25 protein-coding genes are annotated in these 24,875 nt (G+C 70.3%); 16 read left to right on the top strand and 9 right to left on the bottom strand.

Translation table 11 applies throughout. The features are described 5' to 3' along the window. The first annotated feature begins 8 nt into the window (after positions 1-8). Entirely contained in the window at positions 9-1,607 is a 1,599-nt protein-coding gene (guaA, locus tag QE397_RS11780; RefSeq protein ID WP_056442621.1) for a glutamine-hydrolyzing GMP synthase, read from the top strand. Positions 1,608-1,646: 39 nt separating this feature from the next. On the opposite strand, the gene QE397_RS11775 is transcribed toward guaA, so the two are convergent. Further along, entirely contained in the window at positions 1,647-1,883 is a 237-nt protein-coding gene (locus tag QE397_RS11775) for a hypothetical protein (protein WP_056442488.1), read from the bottom strand. Continuing rightward, the gene (locus tag QE397_RS11770) at positions 1,873-3,141 is read right to left on the bottom strand and encodes a PspC domain-containing protein (protein ID WP_222638123.1); all 1,269 of its coding nucleotides are present in this window, start codon (positions 3,139-3,141) and stop codon (positions 1,873-1,875) included. Before QE397_RS11770 ends, QE397_RS11775 begins: the two co-directional genes overlap by 11 nt. A gap of 149 nt (positions 3,142-3,290) precedes the next feature. Here QE397_RS11770 and QE397_RS11765 point away from each other — a divergent pair, with 149 nt between their 5' ends. The 3 genes from QE397_RS11765 to QE397_RS11755 are packed head-to-tail and all read left to right on the top strand — an operon-like array spanning position 3,291 to position 6,189. Then, entirely contained in the window at positions 3,291-4,598 is a 1,308-nt protein-coding gene (locus tag QE397_RS11765; RefSeq protein ID WP_373425292.1) for a sensor histidine kinase, read from the top strand. Between the two features lie 2 nt (positions 4,599-4,600). Beyond that, positions 4,601-5,236 carry a response regulator transcription factor gene (locus QE397_RS11760; RefSeq protein WP_037184132.1) on the top strand — a complete coding sequence of 212 codons (636 nt, stop codon included), beginning with the start codon at positions 4,601-4,603 and terminating at the stop codon, positions 5,234-5,236. Further along, positions 5,233-6,189, top strand: coding sequence for an endonuclease/exonuclease/phosphatase family protein (locus tag QE397_RS11755; protein ID WP_307093467.1), 957 nt, complete (start codon positions 5,233-5,235; stop codon positions 6,187-6,189). Before QE397_RS11760 ends, QE397_RS11755 begins: the two co-directional genes overlap by 4 nt. A gap of 33 nt (positions 6,190-6,222) precedes the next feature. Here QE397_RS11755 and QE397_RS11750 read toward each other — a convergent pair whose 3' ends face one another. After that, positions 6,223-7,473 carry a serine/threonine-protein kinase gene (locus tag QE397_RS11750; RefSeq protein WP_231476091.1) on the bottom strand — a complete coding sequence of 417 codons (1,251 nt, stop codon included), beginning with the start codon at positions 7,471-7,473 and terminating at the stop codon, positions 6,223-6,225. A 186-nt stretch (positions 7,474-7,659) separates the two neighbouring features. On the opposite strand from QE397_RS11750, the gene QE397_RS11745 reads away from it, so the two are divergent. The 6 genes from QE397_RS11745 (at position 7,660) to QE397_RS11720 (ending at position 13,689) form a co-directional block, all read left to right on the top strand. Further along, positions 7,660-8,466, top strand: coding sequence for a hypothetical protein (locus QE397_RS11745; protein ID WP_056442476.1), 807 nt, complete (start codon positions 7,660-7,662; stop codon positions 8,464-8,466). Continuing rightward, entirely contained in the window at positions 8,463-10,040 is a 1,578-nt protein-coding gene (locus tag QE397_RS11740; protein WP_027503778.1) for a DNA polymerase Y family protein, read from the top strand. Before QE397_RS11745 ends, QE397_RS11740 begins: the two co-directional genes overlap by 4 nt. Further along, positions 10,037-11,272: a DNA polymerase IV gene (dinB, locus tag QE397_RS11735; RefSeq protein ID WP_307093466.1), complete on the top strand. Its 1,236-nt coding sequence runs from the start codon at positions 10,037-10,039 to the stop codon at positions 11,270-11,272. The genes QE397_RS11740 and dinB overlap by 4 nt, the downstream gene beginning before the upstream one ends. 28 nt (positions 11,273-11,300) lie before the next feature. Then, the gene (locus tag QE397_RS11730; protein WP_056442467.1) at positions 11,301-12,080 is read left to right on the top strand and encodes an alpha/beta fold hydrolase; all 780 of its coding nucleotides are present in this window, start codon (positions 11,301-11,303) and stop codon (positions 12,078-12,080) included. A 61-nt stretch (positions 12,081-12,141) separates the two neighbouring features. Continuing rightward, positions 12,142-12,690: a hypothetical protein gene (locus tag QE397_RS11725; RefSeq protein WP_307093465.1), complete on the top strand. Its 549-nt coding sequence runs from the start codon at positions 12,142-12,144 to the stop codon at positions 12,688-12,690. Positions 12,691-12,732: 42 nt separating this feature from the next. Continuing rightward, positions 12,733-13,689, top strand: a complete 957-nt coding sequence (locus QE397_RS11720; protein ID WP_027503775.1) for a sensor histidine kinase — start codon at positions 12,733-12,735, stop codon at positions 13,687-13,689. A 1-nt stretch (position 13,690) separates the two neighbouring features. Here QE397_RS11720 and QE397_RS11715 read toward each other — a convergent pair whose 3' ends face one another. Continuing rightward, the gene (locus QE397_RS11715; RefSeq protein ID WP_307093464.1) at positions 13,691-14,515 is read right to left on the bottom strand and encodes a helix-turn-helix domain-containing protein; all 825 of its coding nucleotides are present in this window, start codon (positions 14,513-14,515) and stop codon (positions 13,691-13,693) included. A 72-nt stretch (positions 14,516-14,587) separates the two neighbouring features. On the opposite strand from QE397_RS11715, the gene QE397_RS11710 reads away from it, so the two are divergent. Genes QE397_RS11710 through QE397_RS11700 form a run of 3 tightly spaced genes read left to right on the top strand, consistent with a single transcriptional unit; the run spans position 14,588 to position 15,747 of the window. Then, positions 14,588-14,965: a VOC family protein gene (locus tag QE397_RS11710; protein WP_307093463.1), complete on the top strand. Its 378-nt coding sequence runs from the start codon at positions 14,588-14,590 to the stop codon at positions 14,963-14,965. 54 nt (positions 14,966-15,019) lie between these two features. After that, a complete protein-coding gene (locus QE397_RS11705) occupies positions 15,020-15,310 on the top strand; it encodes a putative quinol monooxygenase (protein ID WP_027503772.1) in 291 nt (96 codons plus the stop codon). Next, positions 15,307-15,747: a 6,7-dimethyl-8-ribityllumazine synthase gene (locus QE397_RS11700; RefSeq protein WP_027503771.1), complete on the top strand. Its 441-nt coding sequence runs from the start codon at positions 15,307-15,309 to the stop codon at positions 15,745-15,747. The genes QE397_RS11705 and QE397_RS11700 overlap by 4 nt, the downstream gene beginning before the upstream one ends. Here the strand turns inward: QE397_RS11700 and sigJ are convergent. The 4 genes from sigJ to QE397_RS11680 form a co-directional block, all read right to left on the bottom strand. Continuing rightward, positions 15,744-16,637: an RNA polymerase sigma factor SigJ gene (sigJ, locus tag QE397_RS11695; RefSeq protein WP_222627294.1), complete on the bottom strand. Its 894-nt coding sequence runs from the start codon at positions 16,635-16,637 to the stop codon at positions 15,744-15,746. The two genes, QE397_RS11700 and sigJ, sit on opposite strands and share 4 nt — an antisense overlap. Then, on the bottom strand, positions 16,634-17,389 hold the full coding sequence (locus tag QE397_RS11690; RefSeq protein ID WP_307093462.1) for an SDR family oxidoreductase: 756 nt from the start codon (positions 17,387-17,389) through the stop codon (positions 16,634-16,636). The genes sigJ and QE397_RS11690 overlap by 4 nt, the downstream gene beginning before the upstream one ends. Before the next feature lie 78 nt (positions 17,390-17,467). Continuing rightward, positions 17,468-19,477 carry an SDR family oxidoreductase gene (locus tag QE397_RS11685; RefSeq protein ID WP_307093461.1) on the bottom strand — a complete coding sequence of 670 codons (2,010 nt, stop codon included), beginning with the start codon at positions 19,475-19,477 and terminating at the stop codon, positions 17,468-17,470. Between the two features lie 35 nt (positions 19,478-19,512). Continuing rightward, positions 19,513-21,627: an MMPL family transporter gene (locus tag QE397_RS11680; protein ID WP_307093460.1), complete on the bottom strand. Its 2,115-nt coding sequence runs from the start codon at positions 21,625-21,627 to the stop codon at positions 19,513-19,515. Positions 21,628-21,738: 111 nt separating this feature from the next. On the opposite strand from QE397_RS11680, the gene QE397_RS11675 reads away from it, so the two are divergent. The 3 genes from QE397_RS11675 to QE397_RS11665 all read left to right on the top strand — a co-directional run bounded on the left by QE397_RS11675 (position 21,739) and on the right by QE397_RS11665 (position 24,036). Next, complete coding sequence (locus QE397_RS11675; RefSeq protein WP_307093459.1) at positions 21,739-22,053, top strand: DUF6412 domain-containing protein; 315 nt, start codon at positions 21,739-21,741, stop codon at positions 22,051-22,053. Positions 22,054-22,117: 64 nt separating this feature from the next. After that, complete coding sequence (locus QE397_RS11670) at positions 22,118-22,741, top strand: ABC transporter ATP-binding protein (protein WP_307093458.1); 624 nt, start codon at positions 22,118-22,120, stop codon at positions 22,739-22,741. Next, a complete protein-coding gene (locus tag QE397_RS11665; protein WP_307093457.1) occupies positions 22,732-24,036 on the top strand; it encodes a DUF6297 family protein in 1,305 nt (434 codons plus the stop codon). The genes QE397_RS11670 and QE397_RS11665 overlap by 10 nt, the downstream gene beginning before the upstream one ends. Before the next feature lie 10 nt (positions 24,037-24,046). On the opposite strand, the gene surE is transcribed toward QE397_RS11665, so the two are convergent. Beyond that, positions 24,047-24,853 (bottom strand): 5'/3'-nucleotidase SurE, encoded by an 807-nt coding sequence (gene surE / locus QE397_RS11660; RefSeq protein WP_307093456.1) that lies wholly within the window; start codon positions 24,851-24,853, stop codon positions 24,047-24,049. Positions 24,854-24,875: the final 22 nt, after the last annotated feature.

The following is a 24,875-nucleotide window of genomic DNA, read 5'->3' as shown; positions in this document are numbered from 1 at the left end:
CTGTGCGCGTGACCGACTCCCCGCAGCAGGATCCCGTCCCGCCCCTCGAGAACGCGAATCCGGTGCTCGTCGTCGACTTCGGCGCGCAGTACGCCCAGTTGATCGCCCGGCGCGTCCGTGAGGCACGGGTGTTCTCCGAGGTCGTGTCGCACACGATGACGGTCGACGAGATCGCGGCGAAGAAGCCCGCGGCGATCGTGCTGTCCGGTGGTCCGTCGAGCGTCTACGCCGAAGGTGCGCCGCAGCTCGATCCGGCGCTGTTCGACCTGGACGTCCCGGTCTTCGGTATCTGCTACGGGTTCCAGGCAATGGCGGGCGCGCTGGGAGGCACGGTCACCCACACGGGCACCCGCGAGTACGGGCGCACCGACATCGACGTCTCCGGCGGAACGCTGCACGACGGGCTACCGTCGACGCAGCCCGTGTGGATGAGTCACGGCGACGCCGTCACCGAGGCTCCCGAGGGCTTCGAGGTCGTGGCGACCAGTGCCGGCGCCCCCGTCGCCGGCTTCGAGAACCGGGCACGACGCCTCGCCGGGGTGCAGTATCACCCGGAGGTCCTGCACTCCCCGCACGGTCAGCAGGTGCTGTCCCGCTTCCTGCACGACATCGCCGGCATCGCGCCGACGTGGACGGCGGCGAACATCGCGGACGCACTGGTCGAGCAGGTGCGCGAGCAGGTGGGCGACGGCCGGGCCATCTGCGGTCTCTCCGGCGGTGTCGACTCGGCGGTCGCCGCGGCGTTGGTGCAGCGCGCGATCGGTGACCGACTGACGTGTGTGTTCGTCGATCACGGACTGCTGCGAGCGGGAGAGCGCGAGCAGGTCCAGCAGGACTTCGTCGCCGCCACCGGCGCCCGGTTGGTGACGGTGGACGCCGTGGACACCTTCCTGCGCGAGCTCGACGGCGTCTCGGATCCGGAGACCAAGCGCAAGATCATCGGCCGCGAGTTCATCCGATCGTTCGAGGGTGCGGTGAGCGCGGAACTGGGTGACAGTGCGGCGCACGGGGAGTCGATCGACTTCCTCGTCCAGGGCACGCTCTACCCGGACGTGGTCGAGTCCGGCGGCGGCAGCGGTACCGCCAACATCAAGAGCCATCACAACGTCGGCGGTCTGCCCGAGGATCTGCAGTTCTCGCTCGTGGAGCCGCTCCGGCTGCTGTTCAAGGACGAGGTCCGCGCCGTCGGCCGGGAGCTCGGCCTGCCCGAGGAGATCGTGGCGCGGCAACCGTTCCCCGGCCCGGGTCTGGCCATCCGCATCATCGGATCCGTGACGCCCGATCGCCTGGCGACGCTGCGCCATGCCGACGCCATCGCCCGCGAGGAGCTGACGATGGCGGGTCTGGACTCCCAGATCTGGCAGTGTCCCGTGGTGCTGCTCGCCGACGTCCGCAGTGTGGGTGTGCAGGGCGACGGCCGGACCTACGGTCATCCCATCGTCCTGCGTCCGGTGTCGAGCGAGGACGCGATGACCGCGGACTGGACCCGGCTGCCGTACGACGTGCTCGAACGGATCTCCACCCGGGTCACCAACGAGGTGCGCGAGGTGAACCGGGTGGTGCTCGACGTGACGAGCAAGCCGCCGGGCACCATCGAATGGGAGTGAGCCCGGCGGCGGATCGCCTGCGGTCGAACGGCGAGAGCTCTACTGTGAGCGGGACTTCCGGCGCCTGACGGGTGCCAGGACGAGGACCACGCCGACGACGATCGCGGCGATCACCAGGGTCCAGCCCGACGCGGCGCCGGCGACGATCGCGGTGGGGTCCGCGCCGACGAGTGTCGGGATCGCCAGCAGCAGTGCCGCCACACCGGCGATCAGCAGGACCGGTGAGGGTCCGCGGCGATCGGTACCGCTCGTGTCGTGTCCGGTCTCATCGGTCACGGTGCACCTCCAGATTTCCCAGCGCAGTGCTGGCCTCGATGGTCAGGGTCGGTCCTGCCGTCCCGTCGGATCCGCCGTCGACCCCGCCGGCGCCGATGCAGTTCGCGTTGCCGACGGCGCTACTGCAGTCGGTGACGACGTTCATGGTCGGTGACAGCAGGATCTCGGTGTTGCCGACGGCCTTCTCCACGGTCACGGTGCGGTCCTCGGTGAGGTCGAGCCCGCGCAGGTCGAGGACGAAGTTCCCCACACCGGACTCGTACGCGGGCGCCAGCGCGGCCATCGACGTGGGCGCGATCGTCACGTTGCCCATGTTCGGCGACTCGACACCGCGCAGGTCCTGCACGTCGACCAGGGACGACACGAGGACGAACCCGGCGAGCGGGGCCGCGAGAACGAGCAAGCCGTAGCCGCGCCGCAGGAACGCGCCGATGATCAGTCCGATGCCGACGACGGTCAGCGCCACCGCGCCGACACGGGGCGCGGTCACGACGGCGGCGCCCGTGGCGGCGCCGATGCCGATGGTCACGGCGGAGGCGATGATGGCGAGGCCGATCACCGTGGACGTCAGGTGCGACTTCCGCGTCGGTGCGGGGACCGGGAGAACGGGCCGACCCGGTTCGGGGAGGTCCCAGGCGAACGGGGCGACTCCCAGAGGATCCCAGCTCGGCGGCGGCGGAGTGGACGGTGTGTCCGGGTCGTCCTTCGACAACGAGACGGGCGCGGGGTGGGCGGCGGGTTCCGGAACGTACTGGTCGGGGAGCGTCGAGTAGGCGTTCCACTGCTGTGCGGCCGGATCGTGCGCGGAGAGGGGAGCGCCGGCGAGCTCGGCCGGTGTCGGCGCGCTCGGAGTCCGACGGAACAGCAGGTACAGGGCCCCCAGCATGGCGATCGTGGACACCAGCCCCGATCCCATTCCGAGTGGTCCGACCGTGAGGACCGAGATGACGAGAGCGACGGACAGCACCACGGCCGTCGTGTGGGAGTCCGACGTGCGGCCGCGGCCGAGCAGCGACTCCGCCGGCGACACGACATCGCCGCGGCGCGGAAGCACCAGCCAGGCAGCGAGATACAGGACCAGGCCGGATCCACCGAACAGGGTGGAGACGACGAACGCGACACGGACGAGAACGGGGTCGACGCGGTAGCGGTGCCCGATTCCGGCGGCGACACCGGCACCGGGGCCCTGATCGGGCAGGCGCACGGGTCGGGTTCGCCAGATCTCGGACAGCTGGGCGGACGCGGTGGCGTGGGTCATGGATACATCCTGGGCTGCCGAGGCGTCCCGGCACATCGGGGCGAACCCTGATTTCGCCGGTGTCCACGCGTCGTGCGACTCGACCGAGATGGGGGAGAACCCCGATACCGCGGAGCCGTGAGCCGTGCCAGTATCGAGGCGTGTCCACCCTGCCCGCACAGCCTCCGCACACGCGGGAGCCCCCCGGCCGTCCGCCGTTGCCGACGCCGGCGCTCCGTCGCCGTGCCGCCGGACGTGTCGTCGGCGGTGTCGCGGGCGGTGTCGCCGATCACCTGGACGTCGACGTGTTCCGGGTGCGGGTCGTCTTCGCGGTGCTGTGCGCCGCGGCCGGCGCCGGTGCCGTCGCCTACGGACTGCTGTGGATCTTCACCTCCGCGGGTACCGACGTCCGCAGGCCGGACCGCTCGGAGAAGCGTCGCGCGTACGGGCTGATCGCCCTCGGGATCGGCGGCGCCGTCGCGCTGGGGTCCGGGCTGACGGGCAGCTCGTCCACGATCATCGCCCCTGTCGTCGTCGTCGCGCTCGGCGCCGCGCTGGTGTGGCGGGAGTTCGACGCGGCCGGGACCCGGACAGCGGACACCCGGCCTCGGCACGCACGCACGTCGGTACTCGGGTGGGCGCGCATCGTCGCCGGGGTCACGCTCGTGATCATCGGGCTCTGTGTCGTGCTCGTCGCCCGCGTGGACGTGCGGGCGCTGCAGTCGTCCCTGCTCGCCGTCGTCGTGACGCTGGTCGGGGCGGTACTGCTCACCGTCCCGCTCTGGATGCGGTTGTGGCGCGCCCTCGGTGACGAGCGCGCGGCACGCATCCGGAACGACGAACGCGAGGAGATCGCGTCGCACCTGCACGACTCCGTGCTGCAGACCCTCGCCCTGATCCAGAAGCAGTCCACCGACTCCGCCGAGGTGATGCGCCTCGCGCGCAGTCAGGAACGAGAGCTGCGCAAGTGGCTGTTCGGGGGAGACCGGGACGACCACGCGTCTCTCGTCCGCGCGTTGGCCACCATCGCCGGTGAGGTCGAGGACCACTACGGTGTGACCGTGGATCCCGTGACCGTGGGCGACGTGGCTCTGGACGAGCCGGTCGAGAGTTCGGGGTTGAGCCGTGAGGTCGCCACTGCTCTGCTCGGAGCCACGCGCGAGGCACTCGTCAACGCCGCCAAGCACTCCGGGGTGACCTCCGTCGACCTGTACGCCGAGGCGGGCTGCGACACCGTCGAGGTCTTCGTCCGCGACCGCGGGTGCGGATTCGATCCGGACAGCGTGCCGCAGGATCGCCAGGGCCTGGCGCGCAGTGTGCGGGCACGCATCGAACGCCGCGGCGGCTCGGTGCGGGTGCGGTCCGCACCCGGGCAGGGTTCCGAGATCCACATCTGTGTGCCGCGGGTGCGCGGCACGGGTACCACCGGGCACGCGGACTCCGTGCCCGACACCGCGAGAGAGGAACGGTCCGCGTGACCCTGCGAGTCTTCCTGGTCGACGATCACGGAGTGTTCCGGTCGGGGGTGCGCGCGGAACTGGGGCGCGAGACCGACATCGAGGTGGTCGGTGAGGCCGGGGGCGTAGCGGACGCGGTCCGCGGTATCGACGAGATCCGTCCCGACGTCGTCCTGCTCGACGTGCACATGCCCGACGGCGGTGGGGTCGCCGTTCTACAGTCCATCGCGGAGGGCCCGGTGTGCCTGGCGCTCAGCGTGTCCGACGCCGCCGAGGACGTCATCGCCGTGATCCGCGCCGGTGCTCGGGGTTACGTCACCAAGACCATCTCGGGGTCCGATCTCGCCGACGCGGTGCGCCGCGTCGCGGGCGGTGACGCCGTGTTCGGACCGCGGTTGGCGGGGTTCGTCCTCGACTCGTTCACCGGTCGCTCCGCGGCACCGGAACCGCCGCTCGATCCGGAGCTCGACTCCCTGACGCCGCGCGAGATGGAGGTGCTGCGTCTGCTCGCCCGTGGCTACACCTACCGCGAGATCGCCGAGACGCTCTTCATCTCGATCAAGACCGTCGAGACCCATGCCTCGAACGTGTTGCGGAAGACGCAGCAGTCCAACAGGAACGCCCTCACCCGCTGGGCACACCGACGGCGCATCGAATGAGGGCCCGTGCGGTCGCGGCCGTCGTCGTCGGCCTCGGTGGGCTCGCCGCGGGTCTGGTGGCCGTCGTCTCGTCGATGCTCGAGACCCGCAGCATGGTGGTCGTGGGTCCCGCTTCCGCGGCGCCGATCCTGTTGTGCGTGACCGTCGTCGGAGTCCTGGTGTGCCTGCTCGCGCGGCGGTGGTGGATCGCCGCGGCGTCGGCCGTTCTCCTGGGGTCGGCCGCAGTGGTCGTGGTGCCGTTGTACGTACCGGGCGCCGCGGGAGTCGCCGATGCCGCCCCCGGTGAGCCGCTGCGCGTGATGCAGGCGAACGTCAAACTGGGAGAGGCGGATCCACAGGCACTGGTGGAGTCGGTGCGGGAGCGCCGCATCGACGTCCTGACCGTGCAGGAGCTCACCGAGGAGTCGGTGGGGGTGTTCGACGCCGCCGGGCTCTCCGCCGCGTTGCCCTACCGGTTCGTGGCGCCGTATCAGGGCGGCGCGGGCGCCGCGATCTACAGCCGGTTCCCGCTGTCGAACGGCCGGGAACTGCCCGGTTACCTGCTCGCGAGCGTGACGGCAGATCTCGATGTCGGTGCGGCGCAGCCGCTCCGGGTCTACGCGGTGCATCCGGTGCCGCCCTGGCCGACACCCACCCCGGTGTGGGCGTCGGAGCTCGACATGCTCGGTGACGAGTTGGCGCAGGCGTCGCCGGGAGCGGTGATCGTCGGCGGTGACTTCAATTCCACGCACGCGCACAAGCGGTTCCGCGATCTGCTCACCGGTGGCTACGTGGACGCCGCGGACGCTGTCGGTGCCGGGCTGATCCCGACCTACCCGATGGACACGTGGTACCCACCGGTGGTCGGGATCGACCACGTCGTGGTGCGGGACGCGCAGGTGCGCTCGCTCGAGCCGGTCGACATCGTGGGATCGGATCACCGGGGGCTCGTCGCGACCGTCGACGTCCCCTGACCCACCTCGATCTCTCGCCGGGTCGGGAGCGGGTCAGAGCACCAGGAGCAGGACGATGAGCAGGAGCAGCACCGCGCCGCCGATCGCGAGGTAGAGCGGCAGCCCGGCGGGGGCGCTGAAGGATTTGGGTTCCTTCGTCTCGAACGCGGGCGGCGAGTACGTCGGGCGTGGGGCCGGCCCGGGTGCCGGCGTGGTGGACGCCGCGGTCGGACGCGGAACCCGATCCAGAGGGGTGGCGGTGTCCGCTGCCGGGAGCCCCGTCATGGTGCGGCCGTGGATGCGTTCGCCTCGCCGGGAGGTGCCCGGGACTCGGGAGCCGCGCAGCGCCCAGAACGGGACCTGACCGTCGGCCGCGCGCAGCGGGTGGTTGATCACCGATCCGGCGTTGCCGTTCTTGCCCACGGCGAGGGTGACGAAGCGGGTGCGGACCTCGGCCATGGTGGGGCGGCGCGCAGGGTCGGGTTCGAGCATGTGCAGCAACGTGGCCGTCATCGGTCCGCTCTTGCGCGGCGGGATGATGCGCCCCCCGGCGACGCGGTGCAGCAGGGCGATGGAGTCGGCGTCGATGCCGAAGGGTGGTTGTCCCTCGGTCGCGGTGTACAGCGTGGCGCCGAGCGAGAAGACGTCGCTGGCCTCGGTGGGGTCCGCGCCGCGCGCCACCTCGGGTGCGAAGTACGCGGGGGTGCCGGTGATGACGGCGCTGTTCTCCTCGTGCGTGTCCGTCTTGGCGCGCGAGATGCCGAAGTCGCTGATCTTGACCATGCCCAGCGCGCTGCCGCGATCGGCGACCAGGATGTTGCCCGGCTTGATGTCGCGGTGCACGATGCCGGCGGCGTGGGCGGCGGTGAGGGCGTCGGCGATCTGGGCACCGATCTGGATGACCTCGTCCGGGGGCAGCGACTCGGCGATGTTGAGGGCCATCGCGAGGCTGCGGGCGGGGAGGTACTCCATGATGAGCCAGGGCTCGCCGCTGTCGAGTGCGACGTCGTGCATGGCGATGGCGTGCGGGTTGTTCAGCTGGGCCGCCATCCGCCCCTCGCGCATGGCGCGTTCGCGGATCTCGCGGGCGGCCTCGGGGGTGAGGTCCACGGTCGAGGTGGCCTGTTTGACGGCCACCTTGCGGCTGAGCAACGTGTCGCTCGCGAGCCACACCGCGCCCATTCCGCCGCCGCCGAGCTTGGAGTCGAGTCGGTAGCGACCGGCGAGGAGGTAGTCGGGTCCGATGACCGGTCGCGTGCGCCCCGAGCCGGCCACCGCTCCGCTGGGCTGCTGGTGATCAGTCACGGTGTTCGAGGTTATCGGACGAGCCGATCGAGTGCCGGGCAGGGCTGTCACCAGGACGTTTCCGGGCGTCTTGACGTTCGAACGGGCAGCGGCTTTACTGATGTGAGCGTTCGAAAGTATGTTCGAATTCTCGGTCTTCCCCCGGGTCTCCAACGCAGTCTCGACCGTCCCGACCGGGGAGTGAGTATGCCTGTTTCCGTTGATCTCGAAGGCCTCGAAGGGCTGTCCCGCACCGAGCGGATCGAGTTCCTGCGGCGTCGTATCCGGTCCTCACCTGCGCGTGTGGCCGATGCCCCCGCTCCTGCCGCACCGGTCACCCTCACGGCCACCGCGCCTGCCCCGGATCCCGCGCCGGCCCGGGTCCGCCCGGTTCTCCCGGTCCCGGAGGCGTTGTCGGCGCTGCTCCCCGAGGGTGGGTTGGCCCGCGGCACGGTGGTCTCGGTGTCCGGCGCCGGATCGTTGCTCCTCGGGATCCTGGCGTCGGTCACCGGATCGGGACGGCACGCCGCCGTCATCGGTCTGCCGCGGCTGGGACTGTTGGCGGCGTCGGAGATGGGGGCGCATCTGCAGCGGGTGGCGCTGGTCCCGGATCCCGGGCCGGACCCGGTGGAGGTCGCCGCCGTGCTGCTCGACGGCATCGATCTGGTGGTGCTGGGGCTGGGCGGCATGTCGGTGCCGCCGTCGCGAGCGCGGGCGGTGGTCGCTCGGGCGCGCAACAAGGGCGCCACGCTGATCGTCACCGACGGACGCTGGGACGGCGCCGAACTCCGGTTGGACGCCCGCATCCGCGGGTACGGCGGGCTCGGCTCGGGGGCCCGTACGGGTCACGGCCGGGTGCGCGCCGTGCATCTGGGCGTCGAGGTGCAGGGCCGTGCCGTCCGGCCGCGGACCGGCCGGTTGACCCTGACGTCCACGGGCGACGGGGTCGAGTGGGGATCGGCCGACTCCGCCGTGTCGCATCAGGATCCGGTGCTGGAAGCGCTGCCGTCGTGAGCACCGACCGTCGGAGCCGGGTGCTGGCTCTGTGGTGCCCCGACTGGCCGGCCGTGGCCGCTGCCGCCGCGGCGGAGATCCCGGCCTCGTCGCCGGTGGCGGTGGTCTCCGCCAATCGTGTCGTCGCCTGCTCCGCGACGGCACGCGCCGAGGGGGTCCGTCGCGGCGGCCGACGCCGTGAGTCGCAGGCCCGCTGTCCGGAACTGTATGTGGCGCGGGCGGATCCGGATCGTGACGCGCGACTGTTCGAGCCGGTCGCGTCGGCGGTGGACGAGGTGGTGCCCGGTATCGAGGTGCTGCGGCCCGGCCTGTTGCTGCTGTCGGCGCGCGGTGCGGCGCGGTACTTCGGTTCGGAGGAGGCCGCGGCGGAGCGACTGGTGGACACCGTCGCGGCGGTCGGTGTCGAGTGCCAGGTGGGGATCGCCGACGAGGTGTCGACGGCCGTCGTCGCGGCTCGGCACGGCGCGATCGTGCCGCGGGGGAGCGGCGCGCAGTTCCTGGCTCCGCTCCCGGTGGCCGAGCTGTCGGCGGAACCGTCTCTCGCGGCGCCGGAGCGGGTGGATCTGGTGGATCTGCTGGTGCGGCTGGGTCTGCGCACGGTGGGGGACTTCGGGGCACTGTCACCGGTGGACGTGGCCTCCCGCTTCGGCACCGACGCGGTTCTCGCGCACCGCAGCGCGCGAGGTGAGCCGGAGCGGCCGCCCTCGGCGCGCGTGCTTCCTCCCGATCTCGAGGTCGAGTACCGCTGCGACCCTCCGATCGATCGCGTCGACGCGGCGGCGTTCGCGGGTCGCGCCCTGGCCGAGAGACTGCACGTGACGCTGTCGGCCGCGGCCGTGGCCTGCACCCGGTTGCTGGTGCAGGCCACCACGGCCAACGGTGAACACCTCTCCCGCACGTGGCGATGCGCGGAACCGCTCACTCCCGAGGGCACCGCGGATCGCGTGCGATGGCAGCTCGACGGCTGGCTCACCGGCCGCAGTGAGAACAAGCCGACCGCCGGCATCGTCCTGCTGCGTCTCGAGCCGGTGGAGGTGGTGTCGGCGGGTGCGCTGCAGCTGGGACTGTGGGGCGGAGTCGGCGACGAGGACGAGCGGGCCCGCCGTGCCCTGGTGCGGGTGCAGGGTCTGCTGGGCGGCGACGCCGTCCAGGTGGGTGTGCTCAGCGGTGGTCGGGGGCCGGGTGAGCGCGTGACGATGCTGCCGTGGGGCGACGAGCCGGTGCCCGATGCTGATCCCTCCGCTCCGTGGCCCGGCCGGTTGCCGTCCCCGTCGCCCTCGGCGCTGATGCCGACGCGTCCGGAGATCGCCGTGACCGACGAGTCGGGAGTGGCGGTGCAGGTCACCGAGCGCGGCATGTTCGATCGCGTGCCCGGCCGGGTCGACTGGGGATCGCGGAGCTGGGTGCTGCACGGCTGGGCGGGACCGTGGGCGGCGGACGAGCGGTGGTGGGATCTCGGCGCCACCTCCACGGCCCGCCAGGTGGCACGGGCGCAGGTGCTGCTGGAGGACACCCGTGCCCTGCTGGTCCTGCACGACGGTGGACGATGGTTCGTGGAAGGGATCTACGAATGACGGCGGAACGCGCACGGGAACGCACGGGCGAGGCCACGATCCTGCATGCGGACCTCGACTCCTTCTACTCCTCGGTGGAGCAGCGGGACGACCCGTCGCTGCGCGGGCGACCCGTCATCGTCGGCGGTGGTGTGGTTCTGGCGGCGAGCTACGAGGCCAAGGCCTTCGGCGTGAAGACGGCCATGGGTGGCCGGCAGGCGCGCGCTCTGTGCCCGCAGGCGGTGGTGGTGCCGCCCCGGATGGCCGCCTACTCGCAGGCGAGCAAGGACGTCTTCGAGGTGTTCGAGAACATCACCCCGCTGGTCGAGGGCATCTCCATCGACGAGGCCTTCCTCGACGTCACCGGGTTGGCGCGGCTGTCCGGATCGCCGTCGGACATCGCTCGGGACCTGCGTCGCACGGTGGCGGAGGATGTCGGTCTCCCCATCACCGTCGGGGTGGCGCGCACCAAGTTCCTCGCCAAGATCGCCAGTGCCGTCGCCAAGCCCGACGGCCTGCTGGAGGTTCCGCCGGACCATGAGCTCGAGTTCCTGCATCCGCTTCCGGTGGAGCGCATGTGGGGCGTCGGCAGGATCACCGCCGACAAGCTGCACGCGCAGGGCATCCGCACCATCGGTGACCTCGCCGCGCACCGCGAGGGCGCGCTGGCCGCCGTCCTCGGATCGGCCGCGGGTCGGCACCTGCACGCCCTGTCGAACGGTGTCGACGCGCGCCCGGTGAGCACCGGCACGAGCCGGCGGTCGGTGGGTGCCCAACATGCTCTGGGGCGTCGTCACAAGACCCCGGCGGACATCGACGCAGCCCTCGTCGGACTGGTCGACCGTGTCACTCACCGCATGCGGAAGGGTCACCGGGCAGGTCGCACGATCACGCTGCGCCTGCGTTTCGACGACTTCACGCGAGCGACGCGATCCACGACGCTGAGCCGTGCGACGGCCGACACCCACGTCGTGCTCACCGCGGCCCGATCGCTGCTGGGCGCATCGATGTCGACCATCACGATGCAGGGCCTCACCCTTGTCGGCGTGGCGGTGTCGAATCTCGAGGACGGCGCCGCGATGCAGCTCGAGCTGCCGTTCGAGACGCCGGAGGACGAGCATCCGACCATCGACCGGACGGCCCTGGACGAGGCGCTCGACGGAGTGCAGCGCCGGTTCGGCACCTCCGCGCTCACGCGCGGTGTGCTGCTCGGGCGAGAGGAGCAGACATCGGTGCCCATGCTCCACGAGTGAGGGTCGGCGGCTCTGGGAGGATGGCTCGATGATCATGACGGACGGTGTGGTGGACGCCGAGGGCGTGCGGCTGCACTATCGAGATTCCGGTGGTGACGACGTGCTGGGGTCGCCCGTCGTGCTGGTGCACGGCATGGGCGGCGACGGCCACACCTGGGACGCGTTCGCGCGCACACTGGTTCGGCGGGGCCGCCGTGTCGTCGTCCCGGACCTCCGCGGGCACGGCCGCAGCGGACGCGCACGGAGTTACCTGTTCGGTGAGTTCGGCGACGACCTCGAGGCGCTCCTGGATCATCTCTCGCTGACTCGCGTCGACCTCGTCGGCCACTCCCTGGGAGGCCACGCCGCGACGCTCGTCGCCCAACGCCGTCCGACGACGGTGCGCAAGCTCGTGGTCGAGGAGGCCCCACTCCCCATCCGTCCTGGTGACGAGACCCCGTCGATCACGACGAAGTTCCCGTCCGCGCGCGAACTGTTGCACGCCACGACCAGCGTGATCCGACACCCCCGCGCCGTGCTGGCCTTCGATCGGTCGATGACCTCGTCCGCGCTCACCCAGTTCCGCGCCCCCGATCCGCTGTGGTGGGAGGCGCTTACGCACATGGAGAGTGATGTGCTGTTGGTCGTGGGTGGTCCCACCGGCATGGTCGACCGCGCGCGCCTCGAGGCGATGACGGCGCTGGTGCCGCGCAGCCGGGTCGTCGCCGTGGACAGCGGCCACAGTGTGCATCGGGATCGGTTCGCCGAGTTCGACGCCGCGGTCGGCCCGTTCCTCGCCGAGCACCAGGAAACTCCCCGCGCCCTGTGAGGCGTCCAGAACCGACGACGTCCTCGCCGTCCCTGGCGACCACAGTCGTTACCGTCGGCGCATGACGGCACCCACCCAGCAGTTCACCGTGACCCGGACCGACGGCGAACTCGCTGCTCGGGCCCTGATGTACGCCGTGTCCGAGCTCAGCCTCATCAGGGTCACCGGCCAGGGCGGGGCCGCCTACGCGCAACTGCAGGTGTGTCCGTCGGGTGCGCGCTACCGGTCGGTCGTCGACGGGATGAGTCCACGCGCTGCGCGGGAGCTGACCAACGGATACCACGCCAACTTCCACCACCCGGTGCTCTACGCGGCGGCGCTGCGGCTGGGCGCCGTGCGGCTCGCCGAGCTGGTTCCCATGTCGCGGTCGTTGCGCGCGGTGCTCGTCGCCGCCCCGGCCGTCGCGGCCACCGCGGACATCACCGAGAACGTCGTCAACCTCTACCTCCACCGCGACACCCGCCGCATCACCGACACGACCGCGACCGTGTCGAGTGCGCTCAGCATCGTCAAGTGGGGCGGGACGGTGGGACCGTTGGCCTACATGACCGTCGGCTTCCTCCCGATCTGGGGCCGAGCCGTGCGGTACCGGTTCGCACGCGGTCGATAGGACCGCACAGCCGCCGAACGATCCGCCGGTTACCGTCGTGTCATGACCGTCACCCGGCCCCGCGCGGCGACGCTGTCGCTGCGGAGTCGCATCCGACTTCTCACGGTGAGCGTGGCGGCGCTGGCCGTCGCGATCTGCTCCTTCGTGATCTACATGGTCACCGAGGACGCTCTGCGTGCGCAGCTCGCCGATCGGGTCGGCCGGGACGCCGACAAGTTGATCGCCAGTGACTCCTCCGGACTCTCGCCCGCGGCCTTCGGTTTCGCTGCCGGACCTCGCGCGGGACGCTATCTGCAGGTGGGCATCGTCAGCGAGGACGGTGACGTGTACTCCGCGTCCGGAAGTTTCACTCCGTTCGCCTCTCCCGACGGCGTGCTGGAACCGGTGGTCGCGTCGGTGGTCGCGGGGGAGTCGGACCGCGTCGTCACCGACCTGAACGGCTACGCGGTGGCCATCGAGAAGGCGCCGAGCGGGTCGACGGTGCTGGTCGGAGAATCCTACCGGTCGCTCGACGGGGTGATGAGTGGACTGCTCCTCATCTTCGTCACGGTGGGCGGCGCACTGGTGGTGCTGGCAGGGCTGTCGGGGTACCTGGTGGCGCGGACGGGCCTGCGACCGGTCGGCCGACTCACCCGCGCCACGCGGCGGATCACCGAGACCGGCGACCTCAGTCCGGTTGCCGTGGTGGGTGACGACGAGCTGGCGCATCTCGCCGATCGGTTCAACGACATGCTGGCGGCCCTGCAACGCTCGCGGCTCGCACAGAACCACCTCATCGTCGACGCGGGTACCGAGCTGCTGGCGCCGCTCACCGCCTTGCGCACCAACATCGAGTTGCTCATCGAGATCGGTGACCCCGATCGTGCGCCCGCGGTGCCGCTGGATCAGGATGCGGTGGACCAACTTCGGCGCGACATCGTCGATCAGCTGGACGAGGTCGCACGCCGTATCCATCGCCTCGTCGACGAGGCGCGGGAGGCGCACACGCGGGACGGGTGACTCAGGTGTCCGCTCGGTAGCGCGCGGGGGGACCACCCACCAGGGCGGTGAACGCCCGGATCAAATGGCTCTGATCCGCGTATCCGAGGTCGGCGGCGAGCGCCGCCCAGTCCACCGTGCCGTCGGTGTGCGCGGCACCCGCGACGTCCAGGAGTCGGCACCGCTGCACCACCCACTTGGGCCCGATGCCGACATGGTCGGCGAACTGTCTCTGCAGCGTCCGCAGGCTCACTCCCGCACGATCCGCGAGCTGCTGCGCCCGGATGACCGTCGTGTCCGTCTCGGCCAGCTCCACGAGGTCCGCGATGTCGGCGGCCACGGGGTCGGCCGTCGCTGTCCGCTCGATCAGCCACGAGGACAGTCGGTCCACACACGTGGTGACGTCCGCGTCCGGGTCGAGGAGGAGACCGGCGAGTCGGCGATCGTCGGTGCCCAGCACGTCCGCGACGGTCCCGACCCGATCGGTCATCGAGCTCACGGGCCGGCCGAGAACGGGGCGGAAACCTGCGGGACGGAACGCTGCGGCGACCGTGCGCCCGTCGCCGACGAGGGTGCGCTGGAAGCGACGTCGCATCACGCCGTGCACCAGCAGCCGCGGAGCGCCGTCCCGAGATTCCGCCGTCAGATGGACCACCGGGCGCGGGACGACCTCCTGCACGTGCGGTTCGGGGCAGTGCCACTCCACCCACCAGAAGTAGTCGACGAGGGTCGAGAGGTCGTCGGGAGGGCGGGAGCGGCCGACGGTGATCCGACCCTCCGCACGCGCGGGGTGCAGGATCGCCGACTGCGCGCGTCGGCCTGCTCGGGTCAACGGATCCTCCGCCACGGAGCGAACCGTACCGCTCGGGCTGGCGCGTTTGTTCAAGTCACGGTGCCGATCGTGAGGGAGGCTGAGGTCATGACGACGACGCGACTGGCGATGACGACCCTGGACTGTGCCGAGGTTCCTCCGGTGGCCGAATTCTGGGCGGCGTTCCTCGGTCTGACCCAGACGATGGGTGACGGCGAGAACTACGCCATGCTCTCTCCCGCGAACGGGGGCCCGGCGCTGGGCTTCGGCCGCGTGGACGGCTATCGCCCACCCGCCTGGCCGAACCCCGACGGGAGCAAGCAGTTCCACTTCGACATCAAAGTCGAGGACATCCCGGTGGCCGAGGCCCGTGCGATCGAGCTGGGGGCGACGCTCGCCGAGCCGCAGCCGGGCGAGACGTGGCGCGTTCTCCTCGATCCGGCCGGCCATCCGTTCTGCCTGACGGATGCCGCCAACTGGGGCTGACCACACGCGTGGTGAACTGGCATCGACAGCGATCCCCGACCGAACGGACGTCCCGTGGCCATCACCGCTCTGCTCGAACTGCGTCTCGATCCCGCCCGCCTCGAGGAGTCGCACCGCATCATCGACGAGACCCTCGTCGCCACCCGCGCGTTCGAGGGATGCCTCGGTGTCGAGGTGACGGCGGACGTGAAGGATCCGGCGCACGTCGTCATCGTCGAGAGCTGGGCCAGCGTCGAGGCCGACGCCGCCTACCGCGCGTTCCGGGCGACGCCCGAGGGTCGCAGTGAACTCGGTTCGATCGTCACCGCGGCGCCGGTGCTGACCGTGCTGGCGCCCGTTCGATGACGACGGACGCGACTCCCTCGGTGGCCTTCGTCCAGGCCACCTGGCATCGCGAACTGGTGGACCGGGTGCGCCAGGGTTTCGTGCGGGAGTTCGGGCGTGACGTGGACACCTTCGAGGTGCCCGGTGCGTTCGAGATCCCCCTGCACGCCAAGCGACTCGCGCTCACGGGCCGGTACTCGGCCGTCGTCGCGGCGGCGCTGGTGGTGGACGGCGGTATCTACCGGCACGACTTCGTCGAGACGGCCGTCATCGACGGACTCATGCGGGTGCAGCTCGACACCGATGTGCCCGTGTTCTCGGTGGTGCTGACCCCGCACCACTTCCACGAGCATGCCGACCACACGAGCTTCTTCGCGGAGCACCTCGAGAAGAAGGGTGTCGAGGCAGCGAGCGCGGTGGTGCGCACGCTCGCGTCCCTCGACTCGATCGGCCGCTAGCTGTCGGGTCGGTCCTGCCAGACCGAGGGGTCGACGAGCGCGAGCTTGGCTGGTGACCGGATCATGTCGATCCGCGACACCAGGCCCGTCGACGACACCTCGAACGAGACGACGCCGACCAACCCGTCGCCCGCCACGAGGGCGAGTCCCGTTCTGCCGTTCACACGGCACGGACGCACCCGCAGACCGTCTCCCGCCTTCGCCGCGATGCCGAGGAGGAATCTCGCGACGTGGTCGGCGCCGATCACGGGACGCCGTGCCGCCGAGACGACTCCGCCCCCGTCGCTGACGAGAACGACGTCGGGGTCCAACGTCGTCAGCAGATCGGCGAGCACTCCCGTACCGGCGGCACGGGTGAAGTCACGCACGGCGCCGGCATGCAGCTCGGGCGACACCGCGAAACGTGGAGCCCCCTCCGTCACGTGCCGTCGTGCACGAGACGCGAGCTGCCGCACGGCATTCGGAGTGCGGCCCACGATCCGCGCGATCTCGTCGAACGGGACGTCGAACACGTCGTGCAGGACCCATGTCGTGCGTTCGGCCGGGGACAGCGTCTCGAGCACCACCATGAGCGCGAAGCGCACGCTCTCGTCGAGCGTCACCCGGTCGGGCGGCGAGTCGGCCGGTCCGACCAACGGCTCGGGCAACCACGGTCCCACGTACGTCTCTCGTCGCACGCGGGCCGACCGCAGCACGTCCAGTGCTGCGCGCGAGACAGCGACCACGGCCCACGCCTCGACGTCGAGAACGGGTGACGTCGCATCGGCCGCGACCAGTTTCGGCCAGCAGTCGGACACGACGTCCTCGGCGTCGGCGTGCGAACCGAGGACGGCGTAGGCGATGCGGACCAGCCGTGGGCGGACGCGGACGAAGTCGTCGGTGACACTCACCGGGTCGAGGCACCCACGCGCGCGAGCCACTGATCGAACGTCTCGTCACCGTGCGCAGCGTCCGGACCGGGAAGGAGCCCACCGTTCGCCATGCCGCGACCCCCGGCGCCCGGCAGCCGCAGGGGGAGGACGAGACGCTTCGATCCACGCGCGCGCAGCAGCCTCCGGGCAAGATCGGGTTGGTACTCCGGGCGCGGACCGGCGTACTCCACGACCGAGGTGAGCGGTGTCCCCACCGCCAGGTCGACGATGTGGGCGGCGACCTCGGCGGTGCTGACCGGCTGACTCCGCATCGCCGGGACCATCGCGACCGGACCCGAAGTCATCGCGAGAGCCTGATCGGTGAACTCGTGGAACTGCGTCGCACGGAGGATCGTCCATGGCAGCGTCGACTCGCGTACGAGCTTCTCCTGCAGACGTTTACCGGCGTAGTAGCCGTAGTCGACACGATCGCACCCCACGATGGACAACGCCACGTGGTGACGGATTCCCGCGCGCTCACCGGCGGCCAGCAACGTCGACGTGACGGCGCCGAAGAACTTCTCGGACGCGCGCGCCGACATCGTCGTGACGTTCGCGGCGTCGATCACCGCGTCGACGTCCGTCAGTGCCCGGTCGAGCTCCGGCGTCGGCCGCACGAGATCGATTCCGGCCGATCTCGCGAGTACCACGGGAGTGTGTCCTCGCGCCCGCACCTGCTCCACCACGTGCCGCCCCGCTGCGCCCGTTCCGCCTGCCACTGCGATCCGCATGGCGTCATCCTTCCCTCGTGCGAGTCCTCGGTGGAACCCGTTCGAGAGTAGGACGAGAGAGAGCCGGCATCTGTGACATCACCAGTGGGCGCCGGGAACCCATCGTCCGGCCCGCCGCACGACCCGGGGCATCCGGAACTCGCGTCGGTTCTTCTTCGGTGCACGGGGACCGGACGACCACGAGCTGGTGTCGGTGATTCCCTTGGCGGCGGCGCTGTCCGGATACGCCTTGTAGTACGACGCCAGCACGCGGTCCTTCGAGCGAGGCATCAGCAGGTTGCCCCACTCCGCGGCGGTTCCGGTGGGAACGTCGATGCGCTTGGGCTTCTCGATCAGTGCCCGCATCACCATCGCGGCGGCCTTCTCCGGCGTCTCGACCTTGTTGACGTTCTTGTTGCCGGTCGGGGCGATCATCGGGGTGTCGACCAGCGGCATGTGCACGGTGGTGAACGAGACGCCGTCCGCCAGAGTCTCCGACGCGGCGACCGAGGTGAAGGCGTCCAGCGCGGACTTGCTCGCCACGTACGCGGCGAAGCGCGGCGGATGGCTCTGCACCGAGGCGCTGCTGATGTTGACGATGTGGCCGTACTTCCGCTCGCGCATGTGGGGGAGCAGAGCGAGGATCAGGCGGAGCGCACCGAAGTAGTTGACGGCCATGGTCCGCTCGAAGTCGTGCAGACGGTCGGTCGAGAGCGTGAGCGAGCGCCGGATCGATCGGCCCGCGTTGTTGACGAGCATGTCGACGTGGTGGTGGTCGCGCAGGATCGCGGGCACGGTCTCGGCGACGGACGCGTCGTCGGTGATGTCGCAGACGTAGCCATGGGCGTCGCCGCCGGTCGCCCGGATCTCCTCGACCACCGCCGTCAACTTCTCCTCGTCGCGGGCGACGAGGATGACCCGAGCCCCCTTGCGCGCCGCCGCGAAGGCCGAGGCCTTGCCGATACCCGAGGAACCGCCGGTGATGACGACGTGTCGGTCGACCAGCGGACCGGCCGGATCATCGCGTCGCGCCCGGTACGGGTCGAGATGCGCACGCCAGTACGACCACAGTGCGGGTGCGTACGTGCGGAACTCCGGTACGCGGGCCGCGTTCTCGCCCATCGCCTCGTTCAGTGCGGCACGGGTGAGGGTCGAGTCGAATCGGGTGGGCAGCGTGAGGTGCTCGGCCATGACGGGCGGGATGTCGTAGTTCTCGAACACCGCGTCGCGGGCGGCGACGACATGACGATTGGTCGAGCGGAGCAGCGGCGTGACGACGGAGCCGGGAATGCTCCCCACGGCGCGGGGTGCGCCGGCCGCGTCGGCGAGAGCGGAGTAGATCTCCCGCATCGGTTGCGGACGCGGGTTGACGAGGTGGAACACGCGGCCGTCGAGATCCGGGGCGTGCAGGAGGGCGACCAGCGCGTCGGCGACGTGGTCGACCGGGACGATGTTGGTCGCGCCGAGTGCGGGCACCGTCATCGGCAGGGCCGAGGGCAACTCGGCGAGGAGGGAGATGAGCCGGAAGAGGTAGTACGGGCCGTCGATCTTGTCGATCTCGCCGGTGGTCGAGTCACCGACCACTACTGCCGGTCGGTAGACCCGCCAGGTGAGGCCCGGAGTCTCGCGGACCACCTTCTCCGCCTCGAACTTCGTGCGGTGGTACGCCGTCGGAAAGTTCTGACCGAGGTCGAAGTCGTTCTCGGTGAACACCCCTCGATGGTCTCCGGCCACCGCGATGGACGACACGTGATGCAGGGTGGCGCCGAGTGACCGGGCGAGTTCGGCGACTGCGGCCGTTCCCTGCACGTTGGTCGATTCCTGTTCCTCGCCGGCGGTCAGGTCGTAGATCGCGCCGAGATGGATCACGTGGTCGACCGCTGTCAGAGCGGACAGTGCTGAGTCGTCGATGCCGAGACCGGGTCGCTCGAGATCGCCGATCAGCGGGCGAACGCGGTGACCGGACGACTCCGCGACGCCGCTCAGGCGGTGTTCCGAGGTCGGTCGCACGAGAGCGTGGACCACAGCGTTGGCGTCGCGTTCGACCAGCCGGCGCACCACTGCCCGGCCGAGGAATCCTGTGCCACCGGTGACCACGTAAGTACTCATGCGCGGACCTTACCGCGGAGTAAGTACCGGCGGTATCAGTGACCGATGCCGACTTTTTCGTGCACCTTCTTCATCCACGCGGGTGCCCACCAGTTGGCCTCGCCCATGAGCTTGACCAGCGACGGGACCAGCAGCATACGGATGATCGTGGCGTCGATGATCAACGCCAGAATCATGCCGACACCCAGGAATCGCATGATGGACAGTCCGGACATCGAGAACGCCCCCGTCACGATGATCAGGATCAACGCCGCCGCGGTCACGATGCGTCCGGTCCGCTGGGCGCCGATCAGCACCGCCTCCTCGGTGGTGGCACCGGCCGTGCGCGCCTCCACCATGCGGGACATCAGGAACACCTCGTAATCGGTGGACAGCCCGAACACGACCGCGAGGATGAGAACCACGAACGTCGCCTCGAGCGGTGCCGGTGTGACGCCGAGCAGGCCCGCCCCGTGACCCTCCTGGAAGATGAACGTCAGAGCCCCGAACGTCGCGGCCATGCTCAGTCCCGCCATGGCAACAGCCTTGATCGGCAGCACCACCGAGCCGAACGCCAGGAACAGCAGGATCAGCGTCGACACCACCATGATGGTGAGCATCACCGGCAGCCAGTTCACGATGGCGTTGTTGCCGTCGAGGACCAGGGCCGCCGCTCCGCCCACCGTCAGGTCGGTTCCGTCGGGTGCCGGGATCGCGCGGAGTTGTTGCACCACATCCTGTTGCGCTTCCTGGGACACGTCCGAGGAAAAGGTCGCGTTGATGACCACGAAGTCGCCGCTGGCCGTGCCGAACTGAACGTTGGCGATCCCGCTCACAGCGCGCGCAGCCGTCGTGACCGCATTGATGGCGGGGCCGTCCGGCCGCGCCGACTCTCCGTCCAACACGATGGTGGCGCTGTCGCCGGTGCTGCTGAAGTCCGAGGCGAGGGTTTCGAACGCGATACGCGCGGGATCGTCGGCGGGCAGCGCGGTGTAGGACACCTCGCCCAACTGAGCCTTGACCAGCGGTGCGGCAACGACCAGCAGGCCGACGATGATCAGGGTGGCGACAGCGATGGGGCGCTTCATCACCTTCGTGACGACCCCGCCCCAGAACCTGTGTGCGCGTGCATCTCCGCGATCCGAGGCGGTCCTGGACCAGGTGATGGCATTGATGCGGTCACCCAGCATGGCCAGGACGGCCGGTACAGCCGTCAACGACAGCAGAGCCGCACATCCGACGGCCGCCATCGCGCCGAAGCCGAGGGATCGGATGATGGCCTGCGGGAAGACGAGCATCCCCGCGAAGGCGCAGATGAGCAGCAGACCGGAGAAGACGATGGTGCGCCCGGCGGTGAGCATCGTGCGTCGTGCGGCCCCGTGGGACGTGGCTCCGCCCCTGAGTTCCTCGCGGAACCTGCTGACGATGAAGAGGCCGTAATCGATGGCGAGTCCGAGACCCAGCAGGCTGGCGACGTTGACGGCGAAGGAACTGATCTCGGTGAACGTGGTGAAGATGCGCAGGACGGTCAGCGCGCCGGCCACCGAGAGCGCTCCCACGATCACGGGCACTGCGGCGGCCACGACGCCGCCGAAGATGACGACCAGAAGAATCAGCGTGATCGGGATGGCGATGATCTCGGCACGGACCAAGTCTTCCTGGAGCTGGGTGTTGAAGGAGACGCCGGCGACGGAGGCGCCCGCGAACTGCGTGTCGATGCCGGCGACCTCGAGCTTGGGGAGCAACTCCGAGAACGACGCGACCGTGATGCCGCTGGCGTCGCCGAGGGTGACGGTCGCGAGTCCCTTCGTGCCGTCCTTGCTCTCCAGGAACGGCTTCTGCACCGGTCCGGCCGTCCAGTAGGAGGTGATGTCGTTCGGACCCACCTCCGCCCGGAACGCGTCGAGCACCGGCGTGACGTCCGCGCCGATGTCGTCGAGCGTGCGGCCGTCGGGCGCGGAGTAGATGACGATGATGTCCGGGGCGGCGGTACCCAGGCCCTGGATCTGTCGGGCGACTTGCACGGCCTCGCTGCCGGGATCCTCGTATCCGCCCTGGCTGAGGCTGCCGAAGACCCCGAGTCCCCACGTGGCGCCTGCCAGAACGATGACGATCGCGGCGGTCAGGACCCACCGTGCCCGCGACACCACGAACGAAGCCCAGCGAGTCACAGAAAATCCCCATATCGGTCAGGTAGAGCATCCACGGTCGTGTGTGACTGTAGTGAACGGTTCTGGGGAAGCTCTGAGAGCGGGGACAGACCGGGCGGTACAGTTCGAGCCATGCGAACGGCACGGCAGATCAGCGAACGGCTGACGGTGGCGATGCTCGTGCTCTCGACGACTCTCACGCTGATCGTCGCGATGCTGCAACCCATCGAGGTCGCCGTAGCTGTGGCCGTCACCGTATCGGCGGCTCTGCTCGCCGCCGCGTTCCTGCGACCCGAGTCGTTCGTAACGCGCGTCGAGTCGGCAAACGGCCCTCCCGCCGACGAACGCCGACTGCGCGGGTCCTTCCGCCGTCAGTCCCATCCCGCCACGCCGGGCCGCCCCATGCCCCGAGCGCCCGGACCTCTCGCGGAGGCGCAGCCGAGCTGATCGGCGCCCTGCGTCTCCGCACCGACGACACCGTTCACATCTCGGATCGTGGGAGAGAGACCTCATGTTGCACCTGTCCGGCATCACCCGTGTCCACGGAGCGTTCACCGTCTTCCGGCACGTCGATCTCACCGCTCGTCCCGGCTCGGCCTGCGCCGTGGTCGGTGCCAACGGCTCCGGAAAATCGACGCTTCTGCGCTGCGCTGTCGGCGCAGACGACGTCGACGAGGGGCGTGTGCTGCTCGACGGCACCGACCTCGACGAGACCGACCCCGCCACCCGCGCGGCGATCGCGGCCGTCCTTGACGACGGGGGCATGTTTCCTCACCTGTCGGTGCGCGAACATCTGACACTGATCGCCACGGCCCACGCGGTCGACGACGCGGAGGCCGTCGTGACGGCGATCCTCGACGGACTCGCCCTGTCCGCCGCCGCCGATCAGCTCCCGGTCACGTTGTCCAGCGGTCAGCGCAGGCGGCTCGTACTGGCCTCTGCATTCGTGCGACCTCGTCGCGTCCTCGTCCTCGACGAACCGGAGCAGCATCTCGACTCGGACGGGCGCGCCTGGCTCGCTCGCACACTGACGTCGGAGAAGGAGTCCGGAGTGGCCGTGCTGCTCGCCTCGCACGACAGGGCGATGGTCGACACGGTCGCCGACGTCGTCGTCGTCGCGGACGCATGGCGATGACCTCCGTCGCCGATCTGCACCGAGAGCTCCGCCGCCGACGCCGCAGCACCGAGAGTGCGGTCGAGCAGATGTCGATCTGGGGTGGCGGCGCCTTGTCGACGGTGGCCGTCGCGCTGTGGGTGCTGTCCGGCCGTGGAACGGGATTCACGCTGGACCCGGTGCTGTCGGCGTCGGCATCGGCGGGTGTCGGAATCCTCGTCGCGGCGGCCGCACTCCATGTCCTGCGCGTCGTCGGACCGATCGTCACCGATGCGGCCACGACGCACTGGCTCGTCTCGACGCCGCTCGATCGACGCACTCTTCTGCGCGGCCGGGTGCTCGCCTGGACCGGCGCGCTCGTCGCACTCGGAGTGCTGGTCGCTCGTCTGCTTGCACTGATAGCGGGCGCGACGTCCTGGTGGCCGTTGGCCGTCGTCGGGGCGGCGGCCGGTGCGCTGGTAGTCGCCCTGGCGGTGTTGGGGCAGCAGTCCCGCAGCTCGTCGTTCGCGCTGCCGATGATCGAGCTCGGAACAGTCGTGTCGGCGGGCGTCGCGACGCTTCTACCGCCTCTGCCAGCTGTCGCGTGCGCAACTGTGCTCGCCGTCGCGGCCGTCACCGGATGGTGGGCGGCCGTCTCCCGCCTCGGGCGGATTCGTCGGACGTCCCTGACGTCGGGGGCCGATCTGTTGGCGGCCGGGTCGGCGGGACTGTCCTTCCTCGACGTCGGGTTCTTCGTGTCCGCGCTGGAGACCAGGGCCCACCGACGCCGAGGGGCGGTGCGCCCGCGGGGTCGTGCCGGAGGATTGGTCGGCCCGGTTCGCGCCCTGGTGCGGTCCGACCTGATGCGGCATCGCCGGAACACGATGCTGCCGGCGGTCCTGGCGACCGGACTCGGTCTCGTGCTCGCCGCGTCGGCGGTGTCGATGCCGTTCTGGGCGGGCGTCGTGGGCCTTCTCGCCGGGTACGTGGCGACGTCGGCGGCCAGCATCGGGTTCCGAGACATGTTGGCGGATAAATCGTTACGGTTCTCACTCGCGCTGCCGGACCGTACGATGGCCGGTGCGTTCCTCGTGGTGCCGTCGCTGGTGGCGCTCACCGTCGCCGTCACGGTAGCGGCGGCGGTGTCGTGGTGGGCGGGCATCGTTGTCGGGTCGACGACGCTGATCGCCGTGGTCCGGTCCCGTACCGCGCCGCCCCGCGTCTACGACGGTCTCGCCGTGGTGACCATGTTCGGTATGGTGCCGGTCGACGTGATCCGTCAGGTCCTGCGTGGCCCGGGCCTGCTCCTCGTCGGTGCCGTGCTGCTCCTGCTGTGACAGGACGCGATCACTCCAACTCTGCCAGGTCGACGTCCACCCTCGACGGGGGTCGCAGTGCGGTGGTCGTCGCCCATCCGCGGGCGACGAGGCCGGCGTCGCTGTCGTCGTCGTCCCGCGCGTGGATGGCGTCGAAGCGGACGGTGACGAACTCGTCGTCGGTGTCGCCGATCTCCGCCTGGACGGCGCCGAAGGCCGCGAGGTCGGCCTGGCGGATGCCGCGGAGTTCCGATGGTGCGACCGGAGGGATGTTGACGTTGAGGACCCAGTCCGCCGCACCGTGGTCGACGAACCAGTCGAGTGCGCGACGGGCCACGAGGTGGGCGGTGTCCCAGCTCGGAGCGCCCGAGGCGACCTCACGGTCGATCCGGTCGTGGATGTCGCCAGGCGCGGCGAGAGACGCCGTGTCGAGGCCGGCGAGGGACAGGGCCATCGCCGGAACCCCGTGGGTGGACGCGGTGAGGGCCGCCCCCACGGTGCCGGAGTGCAGGACGGCGGAGCCGGTGTTCGGACCGTGATTGATGCCGGACAGCAGGATGTCCGGCCGTGGACCGAAGGCTCCGCGCGTCGCGACGAACGCGATCATGGCGGGCGAGGCCTGCACGGCGAACGCGTCGACATCGAGATCGGCGATCGACGCGCGGGAGAGTACGAGCTGGTCGCGGTTCTGCAGCGCAGACAGCGACGCACTCGCACCGCTGCGCTCCTCGTGCGGCGCCGCCACCACGACGTCGTGACCGGCCTCGAGGGCGACCCGAGCGAGCACGGCGATCCCGTGGCTGTCGATTCCGTCGTCGTTCGTGATGAGCACGCGCACGTGTGCCTCCTGCGAGTGGGTG

Source organism: Rhodococcus sp. SORGH_AS_0301 (assembly GCF_030818285.1).
GTDB lineage: Bacteria > Actinomycetota > Actinomycetes > Mycobacteriales > Mycobacteriaceae > Rhodococcoides.
The sequence above is the reverse complement of the archived record's forward strand: the minus strand, read 5'-3'. Positions and strand labels throughout refer to the sequence as shown.